Source organism: Arthrobacter sp. DualSoilB13, from assembly GCF_055389195.1.
Window position 1 is genome coordinate 58508 of sequence record NZ_AP035867.1, and the last position, 22402, is coordinate 80909.

A 22402-nucleotide genomic window follows, 5' to 3' on the forward strand; every position below is an offset into this window, starting at 1 on the left:
GGTCCTGCCTTTCTCCCGCGGGGGCGCTGATTGCGGCGGGGTCCAAGGTGCGTCAGATCCGGCGCGGCTTTGTGTCCGGCCGACGAGGCTCTGCGTCCAGGACTCAGGGTATGTGTCCCACCCCCTACTCGGGCTGGCTACTTGTTCGGGGTGGGATCGTGGAGGTCATGCTCGCCGATATCGGCAGCGCCCAGGAGACTCTCTGCAGGAATGTCACCTTGAGGATGCACGCGCATGCTCAACTCAGGGTGATGCAGGTCCAGGGCCGGGCGCTCGGAGCGGATACGGGGCAAGGAGGTGAAGTTGTGGCGCGGCGGCGGGCAGGACGTTGCCCATTCCAGGGAAGCGCCGAAGCCCCACGGGTCATCCACTTCAACCTTCTTGTTGCTGCGCCAGGTGATGTAGACGTTCCAGAAGAACGGCAGGAGCGAAGCACCCAGAACGAAGGAAGAGAGGGTGGAGAACTGGTTCATCCAGGTGAAGTTATCCTGCGGCATGTAGTCGGCGTAACGACGCGGCATACCCTCAACACCCAACCAGTGCTGGATCAGGAACGTGCCGTGGAAGCCCAGGAACAGGAGCCAGAAGTGAATCTTGCCTAGCCGTTCGTTGAGCATCTTTCCCGTCCACTTGGGCCACCAGAAGTAGAACCCTGCGAACATGGCGAACACAACGGTACCGAACGCCACGTAGTGGAAGTGAGCCACCACGAAGTAGGTATCGGACACGTGGAAGTCGAGCGGCGGAGAAGCCAGAATGATGCCGGTCAGACCGCCGAAGAGGAATGTGGCCAGGAAGCCAATGCTCCAGAGCATAGGTGTTTCAAAGGTAATTGAGCCCCGCCACATGGTGCCGATCCAGTTGAAGAACTTCACCCCCGTCGGTACCGCGATCAGCATGGTCATGAATGAGAAAAATGGAAGTAGGACCGAGCCAGTCACGTACATGTGATGCGCCCACACGGTCGCCGACAGAGCGGCGATGGCGATTGTGGCGTAGACAAGACCCTTGTAGCCGAAGATGGGCTTGCGGCTGAAGACCGGGAAGATTTCGGAGACGATGCCGAAGAATGGCAGCGTGATGATGTACACCTCGGGGTGGCCGAAGAACCAGAACAGGTGCTGCCAGAGGACCGCGCCGCCGTTCTCGGGATCGAAGATGTGAGCGCCAAAGCGGCGGTCCGCGCCCAGGGCGAACAAGGCAGCTGCCAGTGGCGGGAACGCCATGAGCATCAGGATCGCCGTAACAAGCGTGTTCCAAGTGAAGATGGGCATACGCCACATGGTCATCCCCGGTGCACGCATGCAGATGATGGTCGTGATGAAGTTGACCGCACCGAGGATGGTTCCGAAACCGGACAGTGCCAGACCGAAGACCCACAGGTCACCACCGACGCCGGGACTGAACGTGGTGTTGGACAACGGCGCATAAGCGAACCAGCCAAAGGACGCCGCACCCTGAGGGGTAATGAAGCCGGACACGGCGATGGTGGATCCAAAGAGGAAGAACCAGAAAGCCAGCGCATTCAGGCGGGGGAAGGCCACATCCGGGGCACCAATCTGCAGCGGCATGATGACGTTGGCGAATCCGGCAAACAGCGGCGTGGCGAACATCAGCAGCATCACAGTGCCGTGCATGGAGAACAGCTGGTTGTACTGCTCCTTGGTCTGCAGGACCTGCATGCCGGGCTCGAACAGTTCAGCACGTATCAACAGCGCCATAACGCCACCGAGGCAGAAGAACACGAAGGACGCAATCAGGTACATGTACCCGATGGTCTTGTGATCAGTGGAGGTGATCCAATTGACCACAATGCGTCCCTTGAGGCGCCGATCTACTGCCGGTGCGGCCATGGCGGCGGTCCCGCCCATTCTCTGATTGTTGGTCATTAAGTGCCGTCCTTTGTTCTGCCGGTTCCACAACATGCGAGTGTTGGTGAAGATATCGATTGCCTGCCAAAAAAAGTTGTCCAGGCTTCCAGCCTTTGGCCTTCATTCCGGTAAGGTTCTGCTGAAAATGAGGTCGTCCCCGGCTGGGCCATCACGCACCTCCCCCTGCCAGCCACCAGACGCAGGGCCTGGTCGGTGGACGGGGTGCTCGACCGTTTGATTGCCGGCACGGATAAGGGCGCGGGTTACCTGCACGTTCGTGCTGGTCCAGGCGCGGAAGGTGCTGTTCAGGATGATGGCCTTCTGGATGTCGAAAGCGTTGGGCCGGGCGCCGGGGACGACGACGGTCATACTCTTTCCTTCTCTTTCCGTTACGGAGAGTGCACTGGCACGTCCGCCCGTGAGTCGTGCGGTCAGGCAGTTATGAATGCGGACGTTTCATCCAGGCGACGAATGTCGGAAGCGCTGAGCCTCAGCGTGGTAGCTGCCATCAGGTGGGGCAATTGCTCGATCGTGCGGGCGCTGGCAATGGGGGCTGCAACGTTATTTCGTGTCAGGAGCCAGGCCAGAGACGCGGTGGCGATGGTCGTGTCCCGTTGTCGGGCGATGTCCTCAAGGGCGGAGATGACCCGCAGGCCAGCGTCGCTGAAGTAGGTTCCTGCCATGTCTTCTCGTGGGCTTCCGATCAGGTCTTGTTGGGTCCTGTACTTGCCGGTGAGAAAACCGCTGGCCAGTGACCAGTATGGAATGACACCGAGGCCGTAGTCGGCAGCAACGTCCGCAAGGCCGTTTTCGAAAGCTGCCCGGTGCACCAGGTTGTAGTGCGGTTGCAGTGCTACCGGACGGGCGTAGCCGTTTTCGTCCGCAACCCGTATCCATTCGCGTGCCCGGTCAGCGCTGTAGTTGGAGATCCCGATGTGACGGACTTTTCCGGCGATGACGAGATCATCGAAGGCCGCGACCGTCTCCTCCAACGCGGTCGCTTCGTCATCAAAATGGGCGTAGTACAGGTCTATGTAGTCGGTCTGGAGACGGCGCAGGGAAGCGTCAGCCGCGGCCTTGATGTTTCGCCTGGAGAGTCCGGGGAAATCGGGGTGCTGGCTGACTTTTGTTCCAATGATGAGTTCTGACCTGTTGCGACGGCTGGCCATCCAGTCTCCGATGATGGCTTCAGACTCACCACCGGCATTTCCTCCCACCCATGCGGAGTAACTGTCCGCGGTGTCGATGAAGTTCCCGCCCGCGGCTGTGTACGCGTCGAGGACAGACTTGGACTCTAATTCGTCCGACGTCCACCCGAACGTGTTTCCGCCCAAGGCCAGCGGGAAGATCGTCAGGTCTGAATGTCCGATGGTATTCATGGGAATCCTATGCTGTCGTGGGTGTGGTTAGTCGGAGAGTTCGTCGATCAGTTTGATGTTGTCCGGTATCAGGACGGGACTTACGTTCGAGATGCCCTGGCCGTCGGCGCTTTCGTCCTGGCGCCGGTCGAAGGCCGATCGCTGATGCGGGCGGCGTCGTCGTCCTTCCGGGCGGCCTGCCCGCACCCGTCGCCGTCGCCGTCGGTGGAACACACGCTTTGATGTTCAACCGAGGCTCGTCGTCGTGGTGGTTATGCCGTGACCCTTCCTGCGCTGATTGGGCTACGCAGTTGTTTCCATATTTGTGGTGCATGCGCAGGTCAGGACACCGCATGCTTGCTGCTCATCTTGCCGACGGGATCGGCTGGGAGTCCTCCACACGATCGCGTTGCCCGGCGACGTAAGCGCAGGCATGATTTTTTAGGAGATGTCCGGCGGTGGAGGCGTTCCCCGCGTCCAAGGCGTCCATTATGGCGTCATGTTCTTCTACGCAGGCGGACAGGTCCACGCCTGGCTGGCCTGCCCCGATCAGGGTGAGCATCTCTATTCCGACAGCATTCCATGCCCGGGTCAATGCCGCGTTATTCGCACTGTCCACGATGCTGCGGTGAAACTGAGTGCTGTGGAAACAGAGTGCAGCAAGATCTCCGTCCAGGAGGGCTGCGCGCATCCCGCCCAATGAGCTTCGAAGCTGCGCAGTATTGCCCTTCAACTGCGGCGCGGCCAACTGTCCGGCTATGTCCTCCAGGGCAGCTCGTATTATGTGGGCCTGACGAATCTCTTCACTATCGATCCTGCGGACACGGCAACCTTTGTTGGGCGCAGACTCGATAAACCCCATGGCAGAAAGTTCTCGCAGCGCTTCCCTCACCGGCGTTTGGCTGGTCCCCAACGTCCGGGCTACTTCCACTTCCGTAAGCCGCTGTCCTGGAACGTAGGTGCCGTCGACAATCCCGGCGGTGATATGTTCGCGGATTCTCACCCGAAGAGGAACCGCAAGGTAAGGGGCAGATTGGCCCCCCGAAGCCATCTGCAGCACCTCCGCAGAGGGCCAGTCCGTAGGGGTTCTCATATTTCCTCACTTATTAGATGAGCCTAACCATCCATGATTATACATTATCGATTATCTATAATCCTTTATACACCATCAACTAAGGAGACAGGCTATGCCCGAAAAGGACCTTCGCCGCCCGGCCGTGGTCGCAGTGACCCTTGCTCTAGTCATGGATCTTCTCGATACGACCGTCGTCAATGTTGCGGTGCCAACCATGCAAGTGGAATTCGGCACCGGACCCGGGATCGCCCAGTGGGTTGTAACTGCCTATCTGCTGGCCATTGCAGTGGCAATGCCGATGAGTAGCTGGATTAGCCGGCGGCTGGGGCAGGGCCGCGCCTTTTATGTCGCCCTGGGCTTGTTCTCGGCCTCATCGGCCCTCACGGGCCTGGCCTGGTCGTTGCCTGCGCTCATTGTCTTCCGGGCGATGCAGGGACTCGGCGGGGGGATCCTTCTTCCGGCGGGTATGGCACTTCTTTTTGCAGCATTTCCCGCCGCCGAGCGAGGCAAGGCTTCGGCTCTCATAGCTGTTCCGGCATCGCTGGCGCCCGTGCTCGGCCCGCTGATCGGAGGCTGGTTTGTGCAGGACGTCAGTTGGCGTTGGGTGTTTGCGCTCAACGTCCCGGTTGCGGTGGTCGCCATGCTGGCTGGAAAGCCTCTGCTTCGTCTTCGGACCAGGGATGATAGAGCTGCATTCGACGCGGTTGGTTTTCTTGCCGTCTCAGCCGGTCTTGTACTGCTTGTTTTTGGACTTTCAGGGGCAGAGAACGCCGACGGCAGCCTTCCTGTCCCCGCAGTAATGGCAGCCTCACTGGTGCTCTTGACCATGTTCACAGTGAGGCAGCTGCGCCGACACAGCCCCCTGATTAACGTGCGCTTGCTCGGACGACAGGAACTCTGGAGCAGCAATCTTGTCTTTCTGCTGACCTCATTGTCTTACGGCGGGCTGCTCTTCATCCTTCCGATGTATCTTCAAGGTCTGCGAGGCATGTCTCCCTTCTCAAGTGGGCTGGTTACGTCGTTGCATGCGGTCGGCATTCTGCTGGCCAGTCCCTTCTCCACACGACTCACACGCCGCTGGGGACTGACAGCTCCGCTGGTAGCCGGGCTCGGCATCATAACTGCCGGCACAGCCGGGCTGGCTTTGACAGACGTGGGCGGCCCACTGTGGGTGACGGCGGGCCTGATACTGGTAGCCGGTGCTGGGTTTGGGGCAACGATTATCCCATTGCAGACTGCAACGGTTTCCGGGCTCGATGGTCCCGAGCTATCGGACGGATCGACCGTGGTCAATATGGCCCGGCTAATCGGCATGGCCCTTGGCGTTGCCACCGCAGCTGCTGTCCTCAACGCATTGACGGGCAACGTCACCCCAGGTGCAGGCTTCGCCGGTGGCTTTTTTCTCGTGTCGGCGGCTGCAGCCCTGGCGATCATCCCAAGCCTCCTGTTCGAGGAACCGGGATCGGCTTCGCAAGGTGCAGCACACGCTCGGCAAGGAGCTTGAAGCAAACGGAATGGCAGCAATGCCGAGGGTTTCAGGCATGTGCTGTCGGTAAGAATGAGCTGCCGTGGGTGGGTGGCTAAAACCGCCTCATACTCGGGAGCGACAGCCAGCACAAGTATTTGTACGTCAACAAGCAATTAAGGGACTTGCTGCCACAGAAAGCCCTACCACGGCTGGGGGCTGTGCCCCGTCTCTGGGAGCCGCCTCGCGGTGAGCGAGAGTCTTCTGGATCTAGCTCAGCAGGCGCCCGCTTGAACCGCGCACCACGAGCTCCGTCTCCACGCTGACAGACCCTACCGGGGCTTCATGGCCCAACAGCATATCAAGCAGGATCAACACCGACCGGGTTCCGCATTCGCGCAGTGATGAGCGGATAGTCGTCAGGGCAGGCGTGGTGAAGTCCGCTCCGAAGATGTCGTCGAAACCGATGACGCTGATTTGGTCTGGGACCCGCGTGCCGCCGGCCTGGAGCTCCTGCATGAGACCGATCGCCACTAGATCGTTGTAGGCGATTACTGCCGTCGCACCGCTGTTGAGGACTTCTCGGGCGACCCGCCGACCGCCAATTACTGTTGGCTCGGTGGACTCGACACGGACGGCCCGGAGCTTGGACCAGTCGCACGCCGCCTTGACGCCCTCCCAGCGCCGCGCCGTCATCCACGACTGGCTGGGTCCGGCGACGTAAGCAAGTTCCCTGTGGCCGTTAGCCGCCAGGCTGCGAACGGCCTCACCGATGCCTTTGGTGACATCAGGCACCACGCAAGGAACGCCTCTGATTTCACGGTTAACAACCGCCACCGGTTTGCCCGCAGCCAAGGAACGGATCTGGTCGTCGTCCATACGCGGGCTGGCCAGAATCAGGCAGTCCACGGTGCTCAACAGGCGGCGAGCTGCGGTAACCTCGGTCTCCCGCGATTCGGAAGATTCCGCAAGAACGAGAGTGTAATCCCTAGCTGCCCCGGTGGTCTCAGCCCCACGGATGATATCGAAGAACGTGGGGTTGGTGATATCCGCGACGATCAGGCCGATAGTGTTCGTCCTGCCCGTGGGAAGCGCCCGCGCATACGAGTTCGCGTGGTAGTTCAACTTCGCCGCAGCGTCCTCAACGATCTTCTGGGTTTTCGCGCTGACCCTCCCCGGCTTCGTAAGGGCCCGAGAGACTGTGGAGGGGTTGACGCCCGCCAGCTTGGCGATGTCATATATAGTGGCGCTGGCCTTCTCCCTGGGGCCACGCCTAGCAGGGACAGATTCTGCTTGGGAGATGGACGCGTCAGTCACTGCTTCATCTTAGACGGGCTTGGCACCAAAACCTCTGGGTTGCCATCACTGTCGGCAGCGACGGCTTGTATTCGTCCTGTGGAGCCTCTCTGGCGGGGTGGTGAACACCGGTATCCGTAAATCTAACTTCTTCCAGCGGTAGGACTCACAAGTACTCACATCGAAACGGATGACGAGGTGCCAAGCTTTCCTGGTGACCGGATTCCTCCGCTCTGCAGTCAAGGAACCTTCCGCCATTCCGTTCTCAGCGTGTAGTCACTGCACCCGGTTCACCCCCATTGAAGATTCTCGTCGCCTAGCCCTGCATCCCTCCACCGGTTCCCCAGAATTCCTTGACCTTCTTTGCGATGGATCACCGAGGGTGGTCACTGCCACCCAAGAAACCCCACACCGGACCTGGGTCATTAGAAACGAACTAATAGACCCTCGTTGTAGACGTCGTGGTTCATCTCGGGCGTCGCCCGCTGTACTGCCCAGGAAGGTAGGTTGATGTGGGAGAGACAGGTTTACGGAAGGGTGCTTATCGGCGCGCACCTTGTCAGGTATTCCCTGGCACGCGGGTCCTCACGTTGCAGGGGTCTCGTGTTGTGGGTGGTCTGGCGAGGTTGTCAGTCTTCGTTTTGGCGGGCGATGAAGGCAGCCATTCCCGGGACGGTGAATTGTATGGATCCGTATTCCGGTGCGTAGATGACGCCTTTAGCGATGAGCCGGGACCGGATGACCGCGAGCTTGCCGGTTGATTTCCCGAGTCGTTCGGCGATTTCTCCTGCTGCGGAGGGCTGGTCGCCGTCCTGGGCCATGGCCCTGAGGTACAGGCGTTCTGCGTTAGTGGCGCGCTGCCAACGGGCTTCGAAGAAGCCATGGTCGAGGTCACTGGTGCCCAACCGTACAGCTAGTTGGGCGTCCTCGCCGCTGATGACCTTTTCTGAGGCAGCTTCCCAAGCGGAGCGCCCGTAAACCTGGAGGAAGAAGGGGTAGCCGTTGGCTGCCGACAGGAGTAGTGACAGTGCATCCGGTGTCAGCGACGCTCCGAGCCTATTGATGGGCAGGGCGAGTGCTTCGGTCGCGGCTTCGTTGTTGACTTGGCCGATGGTTCGGTAGAGGAAGAGTCTCTCCCCATAGGTTCTTGCTTCGGAGATCTTGCCGGGAAGGTTGGGCAAGCCCGCGCCGATGATGTAGAAGGGCCAGCCGCGCTGGCCTGCGAGGTGCTGGATTGAGAGGAGCACGGTCAACAACTCTTCATCCAGGTCCTGCATTTCATCGATGAACAGACCGAACCCGGCGCGGGCTTTCCGCATAGCTAGGGAGACGTCCTCGACCAGTTCCTCGAGGTCGATGTCAAGATTGCCGGAGTCCGCGCGTCCTTGTTGCTTGGTCGTGACGGAAGCCGAAAGGCCGGTCACTCCGAGACTGGCAGAGATATTGCCGATGCTGGCCATGGCGCCCTGCAGGAAGTTCCAAGCGGGTTTGCCGCGAAGCCTACGGGTGCCCATGTCCAGTTCACGGGCGAGTTTTGCCCGGGTGGCCGTCTTGCCGGCCTCTCCGGGTTGGGCTTCGATCTGGATGACCAGCCAGTCGTTGCGACGGGCGTGTTCGGCGAAGACGTTGAGCAGGACGGTCTTACCGACACCCCGAAGGCCGGAAAGCACCATGCCTCTATCCCCCACGGTGTTGGACTTTGACCTGGCGACCAGCAGGTCGAAAGCATCAATCTCACCGTCGCGACCCACAAGCTCGGGCGGCCGGACGCCCGAGCCCGGGTTGAAGGGATTCATAGCTGGGTCCATGCGACCAAGGATAACCACTTATAACGACTTATAACAAGATTTGTTATAAGTCGTTATCTTTGGTTAGCGATCTTGGCGTGGAACTTGCCGGACGTTCACCGGACCTTCGTCCACTTGGGTGTCCTGCCACTACGGCCGGTTAATAGGGCCACAGCCTGTGGCGCTATTGGGGAGCTCTCTCCTGCGTGCGAGATGCTGCAGCCAGGGAGAACACGTTTGCTGCCGGCAGTTAAGGGCGACTCACTGCTGCAGGTCTCGAACGTCCGGGAACCAGCCCGCGGGGGCTTTGCGGGGTTCGAGGTGTTCGGGCTCGCGGTGTTCTTTCATATCGCAGTTGTAGAACGGGCCCTGCGGATCAAGGAGCACCCGCATGTGGTGGTCTGCGTGGTCCTTCCACCAGACGCTCATGCCGGTCGCTGGATCCAGTCGCAGATGCTCCCATGAGCGCCACAGGGCCGCTACACGCGAGACGGCCTCCGGATGGAAATACCACTCGACGCACCACTTGGCTGACTTTCCCGTGACGCTGCGGACATAGGTGGGGAGCAGCTGCTCATGGAGGAACTCTTCGGCCGAGCCGTAGACGAGCTCCGGTTCTTTCTCTGCACCCTGGTCAGATTTAGCCGGGGCCGGGGTGTCCGTGTCGTAGAGGTCAAAATCAGTTGCCATGAGTGCGGACCCTTTCTACTTCGTGACCCAGGGATTGGCTGCCGGTGCGGCCGGGACTGGGACAGGGGGTTCTTCGGGGCGAGGGCTGTACTTCTTGATGGATGCTTCCACCGTTTCCTTGTGGGGGCCGGTGTACCAGGGCATGGTGCGGACGAGTGTGGCGGGTGCTCCGGAGGCGAGGACGACGGCGCGGCCACGGTCCAGTTCTGCGAGGTTGGACACGTCGAAGATGCGTTCCTTGCTCTCTTGACGGGAGCGGCTGGAACCGGATTTGCCTGAGGAAGCGGAGACGTTGATGTAGCTGTAGTCTCCGATCAGGTCCGAGAGTGCCCGGAGGAAGCCTTCTTCTGCCACGCCGCCACCGTAGACCTTCACGTTCGCCGCTGACCAGATTTTCCGCATGTTTGCTTCTCCCCACAGTTCCACGCCCTGGGACCAAGACTGCAGGATGCCCATGACAATCAGGCCCTTGGAGCCATAGTGGCTGAACTGGTCCGGCAGTCCGGCCCAGCGGACGACGTTGGCCAACTCATCCAGAGCGAACAGTGCGGGCTTGGGGAGCCGGCCGCCGCTGCGCTCTGCACGTTCTTCCATGGCTTCTGCAATGGCCACGGTCAGGGCTGTGGTGAGCGGTGCGGCGGAGCCGGCACCTTCCTTGGAGAGAATGTAGATCGTCTCCTGAGACGCGGCGAAAGCATGCGGGTTGAACTGGCGGCGGGCATCCGTGGCCACCGTTGCCCCACCAATGGGGGCGACCCACCGCAGGGTATTCCGGCTCTTGAGGCATTGGATCATCTTCTCGGCCGTACCGAAGATGCCGTCTCGCTGCTTGTCGGCCAGCTCCAGTGTGGATTCAAGGCCCTTGTACTGCAGCTCGTAATCGTGCTGTTTCAGGATGTTGATCGGTTCCCGGTTTACCTGTTCGGTGACCCAGATGTAGACCTGCGTAATGGGCAGCTCCCCGAGCGCGGCGGCGAGGAAGTACGAGGACAGAATGTCTTCGGCCTTGGGATCGAAGTAGGCGTCGGGCTTGGACCCGGGCACGCGGGAACCGACCGAGAAGTGCTGGGTGAGCTTGTACGCCTTCTCCTCGTCGGTGACGTAGGAGAGCGGGTTCCACCACCAGTCCGGTTCTTCCTGGGCGATCTTCTGCGGATCGAACACCCACACCGGGGCCGTGGCCTCGCGGACGCCACGAGTGCCGTCCACGACGTCGCGCTTGTTCGACGTCGAGACAACCGCCCCGGGGGCGTCCAAAATGGCGGGCATGACCCGTGAGGTCGACTTACCGGTACGGGGACCCCAGATGTCGAGGGACAGGTCTTCCCAGGACTGGATGAACTTCTGCCCGGTGGCGACGACTTTGCCGACCACGATGCCGGGAGTGTCCGTGACGCCCAGGCGCTCGGCGGTCGTTTTCGCTCCCTTTTCCGAGAACGCGGCCAGTGACTTACCCCGTCCAAGGTACCGGGCGGCCTTATCGACGCGGGCGCGCTTGGACGCACCCTTCCTCCAAGCCACGAGCACAACAATGGTCAGTGCCAGCACCACACCGGCCAGCACGCAGACCACAACCGTGGCTTCTGTGGGCCACGGGACGCGGCCCTTGGCGAGGCCCGCGATCAGATCAATCGGGTGGGCGGGTGGTGCGTCGATGCCCGCCATCCAGGATCCTAGGTGCAGGGCGGCGTAGGTGCCGCCGCCGAAGATGACGATGAAGCCGATGGCCAGCCAGACCAGCAGGGCATCGCCCATCCCCATTCCTTTGCGGTTTGGCGCGCTCACAGGGTGCCTCCTTCAATCGGTAGGACCGGGGCCGCCGGTTCCAGCAGGGTTTCAGGGGCGGAGTGCCATTTGCCGTCGGTGTCGTTGACGCCTTCGGGGCCCTTCTCCAAGGAGGTGAGTCCGACCTGGACGGGGATCCCGGGACGGCCGCCGACCTTGATGAGGAACTTTCCCCGGCCCGGAGGTTCGACGTCGACGCCGCGTGAGTCCCACGCGGGCGGGTCCTGCCAGCCGATGAGTTTCTGCTGTTCCTGTCGGGACAGCGGAATGGCTGAGGTCAGCAATGGCATCTCTGAGGCCGGGAGGCCGCCGCAGATGACCATGCCGGAGCGTTCGACGAAGCCGCGGGCTTTCATCCTGTCCTCTTCTGCCGGCAGTGCCAGCAGGTCGGACATGGTGTGGGAAATCATGATCTGCCCGACACCCACCGAACGGTTCAACCGGGTAAGCGCGTCCACACGGTCCACCATGCCCTTACCGGCCCGCAGCGCACGCCACAGCTCGTCCAGAACCACAAAGTAGTTCCGTCGCGGTTCCAAACCTGCATCGGCGAGGGCGTTGGCGACGTTGACCGTGCCGAAGCCGTAGGACCAGCACGCCAGAAGGATGGCGGCCTGTAGGTCCGTTTCGGTCTCGTCAATGCTGGAGACGTCGAAGACCACGGCACGGTCGCGCTTCATGGGCTGGCTGGTTTGGCGGGAGAAGATTTCTCCCAGCTTCCCACCACCGGTCAATCCCAGCAGGGTTGCCTCCAAGGCCCGGGTTTCCTGCAGGTAGATGTTCATGTCGCCTCGGTCCAGGGCGACCTGCCGCAGCTCGTCAGGTGCGGAGACGATGACATCCAGCAGGTCCTTCAACACCGGCACACCGTCGAAACGGTCATCGAGGACCCGCAAGGCCCGGTCCAGGATGGTTTGTTCCTGGTCGGTGGGCGGGTTGTTCCGGCTGATCGTGATCAGCGAGACCACCATGGTCAGGCGGCGTCCGTGCGCGTCGGCCCGGACGCGCGCTGCGTCTTCAGGGTGGCCGTTTTCTTCAAGGAGCTGGGCGGCTTCAACAGCCTGACCCGGGTCAAGGATGTTCAGGTACCCGACACCACGACCAAGCCGGATGACCTGCCCGCCGAGTGCCCTGACGGCTTTGACGTGCTCGCCTTTGAGGTCACCAAGGATCAGCGGGTGAACTCCTTGTGCGGAGAGTCCGATGAACATCCGCCGGACGACGGTGGACTTCCCCAGCCCGGGCTTGCCCAGGATGAACGCGGACGGGTTGGAAATCAGGCGTGCGCGCTGGAACCAGCTGATCGGGTCGCAGCAGACCGTGGCCTGTGTTTCCTCGTGGCGGCCCAGCGGGACACCGATCATGGGCGAGGACGCCCCGGAGGAGAACGGCCACAGACCGCAGACCTGAACCGTCGTTCCCCGGTACTGCTTCACGGTAGGGACGAGCTGGGCCATGCCCCCTCCGCGACCGGGCCAGCCACGGGCACCCGGACCGGCAGGGCGGGGCTGCTTCTCAGCCTTTTTCGGCGCAGCCTTGGCCGGAGCAGTGCTGTGCTTCGAGGAGCGGGTGAAGAGTTTCGGGAGGGCCATTACAGAGCGTCCTTAATCTCGGACGGGACCATGCTGTGCTCGGGCAGCACCAGGCCCAGAGGCAGGGATCCGGCGAACACCGTGTCCTGTGAGCCGTAAGCGGGACGCAGCAACAGCCTGGCGCTACCGGAACTCTGTTCCACAGCAGCCACAGCGTCTGGAAGGCGTTCCCGGTCGGTCACGGTGGCCGTGACGACCACACCGAAGTTCACCAAGCCGGCACCTTGGGCTTCTTCCTGCGCGGTCTGTTGCGCTGACCGGGCATCAACCAAGGCACGGGCTGATGGCCGGTTTCCGGAAGTGATACGGACGTTGGCGTTGTTCTGGTCCTGTTCGACCACGGCAGCGGCGCGGGCCGAATCCATCGGACGGTACAGCAACGAGACGCGTTTGCGGTCAACGTCCCCGTGCGGGGCCAGCAACCGGGACAGTACCGAAGAATTCACTGATCCACGCGGGGCACCGGTCATGGTCCACGAAACTGAGAACGCGGAATCGTGCCGGTAGCTCTCCCAGTTGGACTGGTGTGCGGTGGGGCCCACCTCGCCCCAGGTCAGGGACACCGGGGACCCGGCAGCATGGGCTTCATCGATGATCAGCGCTGCGGGAGGATCGTAGGCGACACGCACGACCTCACAGAGTTCCTGCGCTGTCGTCGGACGGGCGATCCCGGCACCCGTGGACTGCAGCCGTGCCGATAAGCCGGGGATCCGGGAGGCAAGGTCACGGGCGACTTCTTCCGGGGTCCGCTTCTTCGCCCCTGTACGGATAGCGGCCTTGAACGTCAACGACACCCAAGCACGGACCGTGGCTGATCCTTCCGGGTAGGTGGCCACAACTTCGTTCAGCATTTCCCGGGCGAACTCAGGTGCTTCCGGGTCGATATTCATCAGCACTTCGTTCCGGAGCCGATACCCCGAGTCCGGGGCCGTTTCCACGGTCACGGCTGCGGAGTCCAGCCCTGCCTCATCGGAGAGCCCGGCGAGCCAGCCGCCCCAGTTCGCCACCCACGCATCGACCTGCTCAGGGTCCACCAAGGAGGCCCCATCGGGTTCGGTGGAAAAGATCACGGTGAAGTGACTCGTGGTGGGCACGTGCAGCATGGCGAAGGGACGCTTGTAAGAGTCGGTGAATTCGTACAGGGTGGACTTCGCAGCCAAGCCCGGAAGCTGGTACATGCCCCACGGCGTTACGCCGAGCGGGCCTGAACGGTAAAGATTCGTGCCCGAGGACAGGGAGACTTTGAAGGCCAAACGGGTGCCGGCGCGGTCAACGATGGACTGGCCATGCTTGTCCTTGACTGTCAGCAGCAAGGCGCTGACACCGGCAAAGGCAAGAACGCCCAGGCCAACGAAAAGGCCCCAAATAGCGAAGCTGATAATGCCCGCCAACAAACCTGCGAACACGATGGCGGTGCCGATGGCACCGAGGTTGGCCAGCCCGGCTGAGCGCGGGACGCGCCAGTTGCCGTAAGACGGTTCTTTGTATTCGGTGTTAATTGCTGCCACTGGGGCCCTCCCCGGTTGAATCCTGCGCGGTCTTTTCGATTGCCTGTGACGTCGCGGACGCCACCTTTACTCCTGTAGCTACAGCCGGGCCAGCCGCCGCTGCTCCCCCACTGGCTCCCGCCGCGGCTGCACCGCCACCAGTTGCCGCTCCTGCGGTTCCTGCCGTGCCTGCCTTTGCAGCTGCAGCAGTTCCAGCAGCTCCACCTGGACCCGTAGTGCCAGGGGTCGATTGCGCGCCCCCTCCTCGTGGGCCGGATGTTCCATCACTGCCCTTTGGCGAACTGCCGGTATGCGTGCTCTGGGTGCTCGACGTGCTTGTTGACGATGAAGGGGTCGGGGAAGCGTTGCCCCTGCCACTGCCTCCACGGCCAAGGGAGACGGCCCCTGTGGCAATGGCACCGACGGCTGCTCCTGCCCCGGCGCCTCCGCCGGAGGCTACGGCTCCGACCATGGGGGTAACGAAGCGCATCAAAGCGGGTAGCGCGAACAGCGCCACGACCATCAAAGTGAACCCGGTGATGGATTGAATCAGTGCGTTTTTGCCGTCTCCGTTGCCCATGAGTAGGAACGCGACCGAGTACACGATTGCGGCGGCTGGTTTGTAGAGGATGAAGGCGATGGTCCAGCCCACGGCCTTCTGGAACCACTGCCTACCCATCTCCGTGTTCGTGAACGCGGCCGTGGTGGGCAGAATGCCCGCAAGGATCACCAGCATGCCACTGCGTACCACCATGAGCACGACCTGGACGAGAGATGCGATCAGCCCAATCAGCCCCAGAACGATCAGGATGAAGACTCCGACGCCGGTCTGGTTTGTCATCACCAGGATCTTCAGGGATTCGGCGAATCCTTGCCCGTTGGTGGAACGGTTGATGACGGCCACCGAGAAGGCATCGGCGGCAATCACCAGAATGGAGATGACACCCAAACCTAGGCCGGACACTAGCGTCAGCGTCAGCAGTGACCGGAGTAGATCCTTCAGCGGAGCCCCGCGCTGTTCCCAAATCAGCCTGATGCCACCAAGAATGACAGCGAGGACTGCAAGAGCGAGAGTCCACGGCATCAGTTCACTGTTGACCACAGAAACAACCGGGCTTGGGGTTCCGTCCTGACTGGCCAGATTCACAGTGGGCATCGAGACCCAGAAGGTGGACAGTGTTGTCACCATCTGGCTCATGCCCTCCATGATGGCTTTGGCAAGATTGTTGATGGCGTCATCTGTTATCCCTGCAACAACTTCACCGGCACCTTCCTTGGCTTTGCAGGCCAAGTCCCAGATTTCGCATGCCATGTCAGACCCCAGCCCAAGGGATAAATGAACTCAAGTCACTGATCTGTCGGACCGTTCCTCCGCCGGCAGCTGGCATGTCCAGTTTCCAGTCGCCGTCCTCCCAGAGCAGTGATGTTGAGAGGGCGCCGTGTCCGCCATCGGCGGTCTTGAAAGCCAACTCCACGACTGCTGCTGTTGGCGTGTACGAGTGCATGATGAACCCGGCGATTTGGAGCTTGGGTGAGCTTCCACCGCCGACGTCCTTGCCTTCATTGATGGCTTTTACCGCTTTGTCCCGAGTCGGGCTGTCGGCAGCAAGTTCCAGGTAAACCTGTTTTGCGGAGCCGTTGAATGAAGCAGCCCAGATGTTCGCCGTGGCGTAGAGAGCACCCGTAGGCGACTGCGCAAAGCATGACCTCAGACCGTCCTTGCCCACCGTGCCGGGACCAGCCGTTGACGGATCGGCCGGAACGGCCATGGTTCCCACCAGCTCCCATTTGGACTTGGGCGCCGTGCCGAGTGCAGTTTCCTGGCTGGAAGGAAGCCCGCAGACGCTCTTGCCCGGGTCGGCGGTACCGCTGGGTCTTGCTGTGGCCGCGGTGGATGAGTCAGCGGGGGCTGGTTGGGCGTTTCCCTGTCCTTTGGGGATCAGGAAGATCACGACTGCTGCTGCGATCAGCGCGACCACCAGCGCGGCAGCAACGATGAAACCGGGTTTGGTGAACGGATTGCTTTCGGTGGTGCTCTCAGTTGACTGGCTCAAGGGTGAACCTCCCGTAGTTGGTGCTGGCTTAGACGAAGGCGCGGACGATACCTGCGGCACCGGTGATGATGATGCAGCCCAGCAGGACCCAGCCAAGCTTGGCCAAGGACTGGCCGCCCTCGCCGCGCTGGAGCTGGATGACCATGGTGATGCCAACGATGATGACGCCGAGAACACCCAGGACGAGGCCGATACCGGAGGCCCAGTTCAGGACGGTGAGCAGGCCGCCGGCTTCGGCAGGAACGACCGGCGTGGGGTTGGGAATGGTGCTGGTGGTGATTGCAGTGATCGAGTTCATGATGACTGGCCTTTCAGTGGTTGGTGCTTGGGTTGGTTTCGGCAATTAGGGCGGTTACGTCGGTGATGAAGCGTTGATATTCGCGGGCCGTTGGTGTGGCGGTGGAGTCTCCGTGCCTCCACGCCTCGACCCAGGGCAGGGTCCAAAGACGGGGCGCTCCCCCGCCGACGATGGCCGCGAAGTCGCGGAGCGCTTTGGGTGTCTTTCCCGGCGCGTCCGCGAGGACAGCGAGGCCGAGCAGCTCAACAGCAGGTGCGGCACCCGATGCCCATTGCGTCAGCGCGCTTTGAGCCGTGGTGAGGCCGCGCATGTCCGCCCGGCAGACCAGCAACACGCGGGGCTTGCTGCCGTCCTGCAGGACAGGCCAGCAGTGCCCAGTGGGGCGTGCCCCGTTGAGCAGATCAGCGGTGCGACTCTCACCGGCCCCGCCATGGCTGCCGACGACCCACAGGGCGGCGGTGCCGGTGATGGTGCGGCTTGCCAGACGATCTGCTGTGTCGGGTTCGACCATGCCCTTGAGCGGTGTGCTGATCACGGCAGCCGGCGGGACGTGCACGTCAGGTGTTTCTTCTTCGATGCCCTCGTCCGGGCTGGTGATCCAGGGGTTCAGTGACAGTTGCATGGTTCCTCCTTTCTTCAGTTCCGTGTGGATGGGTTAGAAGCCTTTGGCGACGGCGGCCGCTGCGGCCAACCATGCCCGCTGCGTGGCGGGCTGGAGAGCTTCGTAGCGGATGGGGCCGTTGACCATGGCGGGATCATAAGGAATGCGGACGACGGCCCGGACGAACGGCTCAAAGCCATCCGCAATCCGCTGGGCTTCGGCTTTCGCACGTTTCAGGGCGTCCCCGGTCATGCTGCGCTTGGCATCGGTGGATTCAGAGACGATCACGACGGCGTTGCGTGCCAGATCAGCGTCGTGGCCACCACGCGATTCCAGTGTCTGCAACGTCAACCGTGCAGCTTCGGCACGGTCCTCGATGGCAGTGACGGGAACGACGAGCTGGTTGGTGTGGTCGATCATCCGCCGCCAGTTCGCCGCCCGGGCGGTGTTACCGGAATCCATGACCACCAGCCGGTAGTAGCGGGTCAGGACCTGGTGGGCGATGTCCACTTCCTCAGCGGTGACTTCATGGTCGCCCTCTTCGTTCTCGTCCGAGCGCAGCACATCGAACTTGTCGGCCGTTTGGTGATGCACAAACTTGGCGATCTCTGCCGCGTTCGTGGACGGGGAGAGCAATTCCGTGGAGGAATCAATCAGGTCCAGGACACTGCGGTTATGCGCGCCCTTTTCCGTGCGCCAGCCCAGGGTGCCCTGAGATTCGTTGTTGTCCCAGGCGACTGTGGCTGCTCCGCTGTAGCGGGCAAGAATGGCCGAGAGCATCACGACCGTGGGCGTCTTGTTGGCCCCGCCCTTGCGGTTGACCACGGCAATGGTCCGGGGGCCGGGCCAGTGCTGGGACACGGTGCGGATATCCTCGCGCTCTGCAAGTTCCTCGGGGGAAGGATCCATACGGAATCCAAGGCGGGTAAGGCTTCCCCGCCAACCCTTCGTAGCCGGTTCCAGCACTGGTGCGCTGACCAGGAAGGAGGTTTCCTTCAAGCTACGCCGCGTCAGTGGAGCCTGCGACGCTCCTGCAGCTGCCTGCGGCACTTCTGCCTCGGTGATCCGCTGTCCGTTCGGGCTGATGTCCTCAGACGCAGGCCTGGAGGTAGCGTCCGCCGCCGTGTCGGGATCAACAGGGGCGGGCGGCCACGACTGGCGTTCCACTGCTGCAGCAGTCTCTTCGACCGGGGCAGGCTGCGCGGGAACGGCTACAGGTTCAGGAGCGGCCATCGGGACTGTCTCAATGACGGCCGGGGCTACGGTCTCGGGCGTGGTCGCCGGAGCCTGCGCGCGGCGCCGGGCCGGGCGGGGTTCGTAGGAGACGGATTCGATCCTGTTGTCCGGGTGCACGATCAGCTCGCCGTGCCCTTCGGGATCCTCGATCTGGACCCGTACCGGACGTTTCAGCGTCTGCGCTTCGCCCACGACCAGTGCCAGGGCGTTGTTGCGGAGATCCTGCAGGGAATCCCCGTCGGGGACGACGCGGGAGTTACCGGCAACGACGACCTCAGCGGTTCCGTTGTCGCGGACGATGGCCTTGATACTTGGGAAGGCCAGGACCTCGGTTGGTGTAGTACCCATGAACTTTCTTCCTTTACGTGTAAGAGGTGGAGGTACGGCGCTTAGGACGTTGGTGGTGTCAGTCGGTTGACCTTCCACGGAGCGTCCCTGCCCGTGCGGAGCAGCTGCAGCGTGTAAGTCCCGGCGTTGGTCGGGACCGTAGCTGTGACGCCGTAGCCGTTGGATTCATCGACGGTCAGCTTGGCCGGGCCAGTGACCCGGCTCGCTGGGATGTTGGCCGGGTCCACTGCCGAGTAGTCGGCGGTGGCCTGCGGGGTGAGCCAGCGGGCAAGATCGTTGGCCCACTGTTGTTCCGCGACCTTGGGACGGGCGAAGTCGGCCATGGCCTTCTGCGCGACGTCCACGGCCTGATCCTTGCTGGCCTGATCCCAGGCAATGCCAATAGTCGCAGGGACGGTCCCACCCGGTGCCTGCGGGCCGCTGTCGACGCTCAGGGAGACCGGCGCCGAAGGGGTGGCCGTTGTCTCTGCCGGTGCTGGCGTGGTGTTCGAGGCCGGTGCGCATCCGGCGCACAGCAGGGCTGCTGCTGCAATGAGGGCCAGGGGCTTTTTCACTTCTTCTCCTCTTGGTTGGGCAGATACAGGAACGCGGACGGGACACTGCTGCTGACAGTGCGGGTGTAGTAGTTGTGGTCATCCGGGGGCGGGTTGCCGTTGTAGCCCTCTTCGACGTAGGTCCCGTCGTCCTTGACTTCCTTGACCACGGCCACGTGGCCGTATTGCGGGTCCGCTCCCCCGGTGCCCGGTGAGTACCAAACCACTGCACCGACGCGGGGTGTCTTGCCGGAGGGCCAGCCCTTGGCGTCCCAGCCGGCCTTCCACGTCAGGGCCGAGCCGAGGCCTTGACCGTCCGGGCGGAAGTTGCCGTTGAGGAACTTGAACGGTGCGCTGGTCGAACCCATCTGCTGGTTGACCCGCCAGAGGGCGAAGTCGACGCATTCGCGGTAGAACATGCCCAAAGGTGATGCGGCTGAGCCTGTCCCGACCTGCATCCAGGTAGGAGAGTCTTTCCAGGGGTAGTCATCCCCGGCCCCGGACTTGCCCGGGATCCCGCAGTCGCCGCCTTCGACGGAGAACTTGCCGTCCGAGAGCGCCTGGACGATCTTCACCGCCTCGGGCCAGTACTTCTGGTAGTGGTAAGGGTCTGCGTTGCGCTGGACCTTGTTCCCGGCAATGGTCGGTTCCAACTGCTCCCAGCCCGGTACGGCCTGCAGCGCCTTGATGAAGTTCGTGGCACTGATGGTCGGGTCCATGCGGTCCGTGTAGGAGCCCCACGCGCCGTTGTCCCGCTGCTGGAACAACCCTCGGGAGTCCGGGCCGGGACCGTCGCCGTAGTCCAGGACACGAAGACCTGACTCCCCCAGGGCCACCATGATGCTGATCGTCTGGCCCTTCACGGAGAGGTTCAGCGCTTTACCGGCCCCCATGACAGCGGCGGCGTTCTTCAACTGTTCCGCGGAATACCCCTCGACTTTCGTGTTGCCGTCCACGACAACGGAGACAGGTCCACAGTCAGCTGCAGCCGGCTTAGTGGGGGTTAGCAGCAGTAATGAAGCCATCAGGAGACTTAGAAGCAGGACGGGAACAGCTAGGAACGATACCGATCCAAGCTGTTTCCCCTCGCTCATGAGTGACCGCCGGCCACAAGAACCGACTCTGTAATGGAATCGGACCTGATCGATTGCTTCCTGAGGTCGTACTTCAAAGAAGCATCAGGATGCTTCACATCTAGGCGACGGACGGCTGGACGTCGGCTGGCCGGCTGTCGGCGCTCATCATCGTGCGACTCCTGCGTGTAGAGCAGCGACAGCTTCTGCAATTGTGTTCCTCTCTATGGCCTGCCAAGTTCAAAGTCACCCAGCGCATGAGTCCAGGCCGGCTTCGCACGTGACCTATCCCTAAGTTACACACTTAAGATATATAATTTAGTACTTTAAATAGTAAATCACGATAGGAAATTGTCCACTTGAAGAAAGGTTCGGCACAATGGGTTCCATGCCTAAGACCGTGCGCCCAGCAGATCCAGCCTGGTCCGACGATCTTGATGCAGCTGCGATCGCATATGGGACCCCAGTGCGCATGCAGATCATGAGACACCTTCGCGTCTCGGGGCCTCTAATGCGTTATCAACTGGAGCAGGCTACGGGCATCAAGCAGCCACTCCTGGTCCAGAGCCTCAATAAGCTCGAAGCGACGGGAGTCGTTCTTGTGAACCTCCCACGTGAAGAGCGATCTACCCGGGCGCTGACCTATACTCTCGACCAGTCCCGCGCGGACCACCTCTTGAGCTTGATGGCGGGGTATGTCCGTGCCCAGGAGCCATGACGCCCGCCTGCCCCCAATGTCAGGCGGACAGCACCCTTGTCTGGCATGACGTTTAGGTCCGAACCGCATGGTTCGTAGATGCAGGTCCATATCCATCCATCGCCCTATCTTCACGCGTGTGTCACACATGTGTGAGTACTGCTAAGACGATAGCAGCGCAATGAGGACAGGCCAACTGCTGTTGGGGCGTGGCGCCTAAACGCCTTCGTCCAGGATTTTCGCGATAGCCTTCAAGGCTTCTGGATCGACTGGGCCAAGCGCTCTGACTGCGAAGTTCCTAACCTCGGCTCGCCTCATACTGCGAATGAGCTCCAGCTCTGCTTCCACTCGCTCAGGGAGCTTGCCGCCCTCCTGGAGAAGGTACTCCGGGTCCACGTCGAAAACCGCAGCTATGGCGCGGAGTGCTTCCTCGGGGACTACCTGTTCCTTTCCCGATTTCAGGAGAGACCATCGAGTACGCGAGAGGTAATATCCAGCCTTCTGGGCCCCGTCGCGAATGGCGGGGTAATCGAAAGGTTTCCCTGTATCCGAAACGATAACGTCCAGGAGGAGATTGATCTTCCGAGCGAGCGTTTCCGCACGCTGGATGCCGGCCGCCCGATGCGGCGAGAGATCAAAATCGCTCAACTGATCCAGCTCCAATTGTTCGCTCCGGTAAAACATCCGAAGGTGACGAGTCCTATAAGCGCACCGACCAGAGCCTCGCCCCACGTATGCTCACGAAGGGCGGTTCGACTGAACAGCATCATCGGTGATAGTACCAAGAGCCACGCAAATGGTGGACCGAAAACGTCCGTTGCCCATAGGACGCTGAAGGTCAGAACTGAAACGTGCGCTGATGCGTTCAGCCGTCGTCGCGCGAGATCGAGGCACGCGTTGCCCGCTACTAGTCCGATGACTGTGGCCGGAATGGGCTGGGGAGCGTCGAGCAGGATGCACGCAACAGCTCCGGCAATGGTCAGTAGAGCTACGATCTTCGTCCGCAGGTTCGTCGGCCAGCCCAATATCTGTGCCAGGGAAGCGAATCTTTTGTACGCGAGCCCCGGGATCGCGATGATTCCCACTGCAAGGAGCAGAACCCCGAGGATGCCAATGCCGCCCTTTATGCCTGCCAGTATGACGACCACCAGCAGGA

22 protein-coding genes are annotated in these 22402 nt (G+C 61.8%); 3 read left to right on the forward strand and 19 right to left on the reverse strand.

The window, feature by feature from the left end; genetic code table 11:
- Positions 1 to 137: 137 nt before the first annotated feature.
- The 3 genes from ctaD to ACZ5J0_RS21030 form a co-directional block, all read right to left on the reverse strand.
- A complete protein-coding gene (ctaD, locus tag ACZ5J0_RS21020; protein WP_464094886.1) occupies positions 138 to 1871 on the reverse strand; it encodes an aa3-type cytochrome oxidase subunit I in 1734 nt (577 codons plus the stop codon).
- A 120-nt stretch (positions 1872 to 1991) separates the two neighbouring features.
- Entirely contained in the window at positions 1992 to 2240 is a 249-nt protein-coding gene (locus ACZ5J0_RS21025) for a hypothetical protein (protein ID WP_464094790.1), read from the reverse strand.
- A 62-nt stretch (positions 2241 to 2302) separates the two neighbouring features.
- On the reverse strand, positions 2303 to 3250 hold the full coding sequence (locus ACZ5J0_RS21030; RefSeq protein WP_464094789.1) for an aldo/keto reductase: 948 nt from the start codon (positions 3248 to 3250) through the stop codon (positions 2303 to 2305).
- Between the two features lie 21 nt (positions 3251 to 3271).
- Between ACZ5J0_RS21030 and ACZ5J0_RS21035 the strand changes: the two genes are divergently transcribed.
- Complete coding sequence (locus ACZ5J0_RS21035) at positions 3272 to 3472, forward strand: hypothetical protein (RefSeq protein WP_464094788.1); 201 nt, start codon at positions 3272 to 3274, stop codon at positions 3470 to 3472.
- A gap of 121 nt (positions 3473 to 3593) precedes the next feature.
- Here the strand turns inward: ACZ5J0_RS21035 and ACZ5J0_RS21040 are convergent, their stop codons facing one another.
- Positions 3594 to 4322, reverse strand: coding sequence for a GntR family transcriptional regulator (locus ACZ5J0_RS21040; RefSeq protein WP_464094787.1), 729 nt, complete (start codon positions 4320 to 4322; stop codon positions 3594 to 3596).
- Between the two features lie 94 nt (positions 4323 to 4416).
- Here ACZ5J0_RS21040 and ACZ5J0_RS21045 point away from each other — a divergent pair, with 94 nt between their 5' ends.
- Positions 4417 to 5808, forward strand: a complete 1392-nt coding sequence (locus ACZ5J0_RS21045; protein WP_464094786.1) for a DHA2 family efflux MFS transporter permease subunit — start codon at positions 4417 to 4419, stop codon at positions 5806 to 5808.
- Between the two features lie 231 nt (positions 5809 to 6039).
- On the opposite strand, the gene ACZ5J0_RS21050 is transcribed toward ACZ5J0_RS21045, so the two are convergent.
- The 13 genes from ACZ5J0_RS21050 to ACZ5J0_RS21110 all read right to left on the reverse strand — a co-directional run bounded on the left by ACZ5J0_RS21050 (position 6040) and on the right by ACZ5J0_RS21110 (position 20501).
- A complete protein-coding gene (locus tag ACZ5J0_RS21050) occupies positions 6040 to 7086 on the reverse strand; it encodes a LacI family DNA-binding transcriptional regulator (RefSeq protein WP_464094785.1) in 1047 nt (348 codons plus the stop codon).
- Between the two features lie 608 nt (positions 7087 to 7694).
- The gene (locus tag ACZ5J0_RS21055) at positions 7695 to 8873 is read right to left on the reverse strand and encodes an ATP-binding protein (protein WP_464094784.1); all 1179 of its coding nucleotides are present in this window, start codon (positions 8871 to 8873) and stop codon (positions 7695 to 7697) included.
- Positions 8874 to 9113: 240 nt separating this feature from the next.
- Positions 9114 to 9542, reverse strand: a complete 429-nt coding sequence (locus tag ACZ5J0_RS21060; RefSeq protein ID WP_464094783.1) for a DUF4913 domain-containing protein — start codon at positions 9540 to 9542, stop codon at positions 9114 to 9116.
- A 15-nt stretch (positions 9543 to 9557) separates the two neighbouring features.
- Positions 9558 to 11327 (reverse strand): type IV secretory system conjugative DNA transfer family protein, encoded by a 1770-nt coding sequence (locus tag ACZ5J0_RS21065; RefSeq protein ID WP_464094782.1) that lies wholly within the window; start codon positions 11325 to 11327, stop codon positions 9558 to 9560.
- Positions 11324 to 12919: a helicase HerA domain-containing protein gene (locus ACZ5J0_RS21070; RefSeq protein WP_464094781.1), complete on the reverse strand. Its 1596-nt coding sequence runs from the start codon at positions 12917 to 12919 to the stop codon at positions 11324 to 11326. Before ACZ5J0_RS21070 ends, ACZ5J0_RS21065 begins: the two co-directional genes overlap by 4 nt.
- Complete coding sequence (locus ACZ5J0_RS21075) at positions 12919 to 14427, reverse strand: SCO6880 family protein (RefSeq protein WP_464094780.1); 1509 nt, start codon at positions 14425 to 14427, stop codon at positions 12919 to 12921. Before ACZ5J0_RS21075 ends, ACZ5J0_RS21070 begins: the two co-directional genes overlap by 1 nt.
- Complete coding sequence (locus ACZ5J0_RS21080; RefSeq protein ID WP_464094779.1) at positions 14414 to 15718, reverse strand: hypothetical protein; 1305 nt, start codon at positions 15716 to 15718, stop codon at positions 14414 to 14416. Before ACZ5J0_RS21080 ends, ACZ5J0_RS21075 begins: the two co-directional genes overlap by 14 nt.
- Position 15719: 1 nt before the next feature.
- Entirely contained in the window at positions 15720 to 16460 is a 741-nt protein-coding gene (locus tag ACZ5J0_RS21085) for a DUF8175 domain-containg protein (RefSeq protein WP_464094778.1), read from the reverse strand.
- Positions 16461 to 16488: 28 nt separating this feature from the next.
- Complete coding sequence (locus tag ACZ5J0_RS21090; RefSeq protein ID WP_011777317.1) at positions 16489 to 16758, reverse strand: hypothetical protein; 270 nt, start codon at positions 16756 to 16758, stop codon at positions 16489 to 16491.
- Between the two features lie 13 nt (positions 16759 to 16771).
- Complete coding sequence (locus tag ACZ5J0_RS21095; RefSeq protein WP_464094777.1) at positions 16772 to 17380, reverse strand: DUF6668 family protein; 609 nt, start codon at positions 17378 to 17380, stop codon at positions 16772 to 16774.
- Between the two features lie 33 nt (positions 17381 to 17413).
- Complete coding sequence (locus ACZ5J0_RS21100; protein WP_464094776.1) at positions 17414 to 18943, reverse strand: MinD/ParA family ATP-binding protein; 1530 nt, start codon at positions 18941 to 18943, stop codon at positions 17414 to 17416.
- Between the two features lie 41 nt (positions 18944 to 18984).
- Positions 18985 to 19497: a hypothetical protein gene (locus ACZ5J0_RS21105; protein WP_464094775.1), complete on the reverse strand. Its 513-nt coding sequence runs from the start codon at positions 19495 to 19497 to the stop codon at positions 18985 to 18987.
- Positions 19494 to 20501 (reverse strand): CHAP domain-containing protein, encoded by a 1008-nt coding sequence (locus ACZ5J0_RS21110; RefSeq protein ID WP_464094774.1) that lies wholly within the window; start codon positions 20499 to 20501, stop codon positions 19494 to 19496. The genes ACZ5J0_RS21105 and ACZ5J0_RS21110 overlap by 4 nt, the downstream gene beginning before the upstream one ends.
- Positions 20502 to 20937: 436 nt before the next feature.
- Between ACZ5J0_RS21110 and ACZ5J0_RS21115 the strand changes: the two genes are divergently transcribed.
- A complete protein-coding gene (locus ACZ5J0_RS21115; protein WP_416405515.1) occupies positions 20938 to 21267 on the forward strand; it encodes a hypothetical protein in 330 nt (109 codons plus the stop codon).
- 195 nt (positions 21268 to 21462) lie between these two features.
- On the opposite strand, the gene ACZ5J0_RS21120 is transcribed toward ACZ5J0_RS21115, so the two are convergent.
- Positions 21463 to 21894 carry a hypothetical protein gene (locus ACZ5J0_RS21120; RefSeq protein ID WP_464094773.1) on the reverse strand — a complete coding sequence of 144 codons (432 nt, stop codon included), beginning with the start codon at positions 21892 to 21894 and terminating at the stop codon, positions 21463 to 21465.
- Positions 21891 to 22394 carry a hypothetical protein gene (locus ACZ5J0_RS21125; protein ID WP_464094772.1) on the reverse strand — a complete coding sequence of 168 codons (504 nt, stop codon included), beginning with the start codon at positions 22392 to 22394 and terminating at the stop codon, positions 21891 to 21893. The genes ACZ5J0_RS21120 and ACZ5J0_RS21125 overlap by 4 nt, the downstream gene beginning before the upstream one ends.
- Between the last annotated feature and the right edge of the window lie 8 nt (positions 22395 to 22402).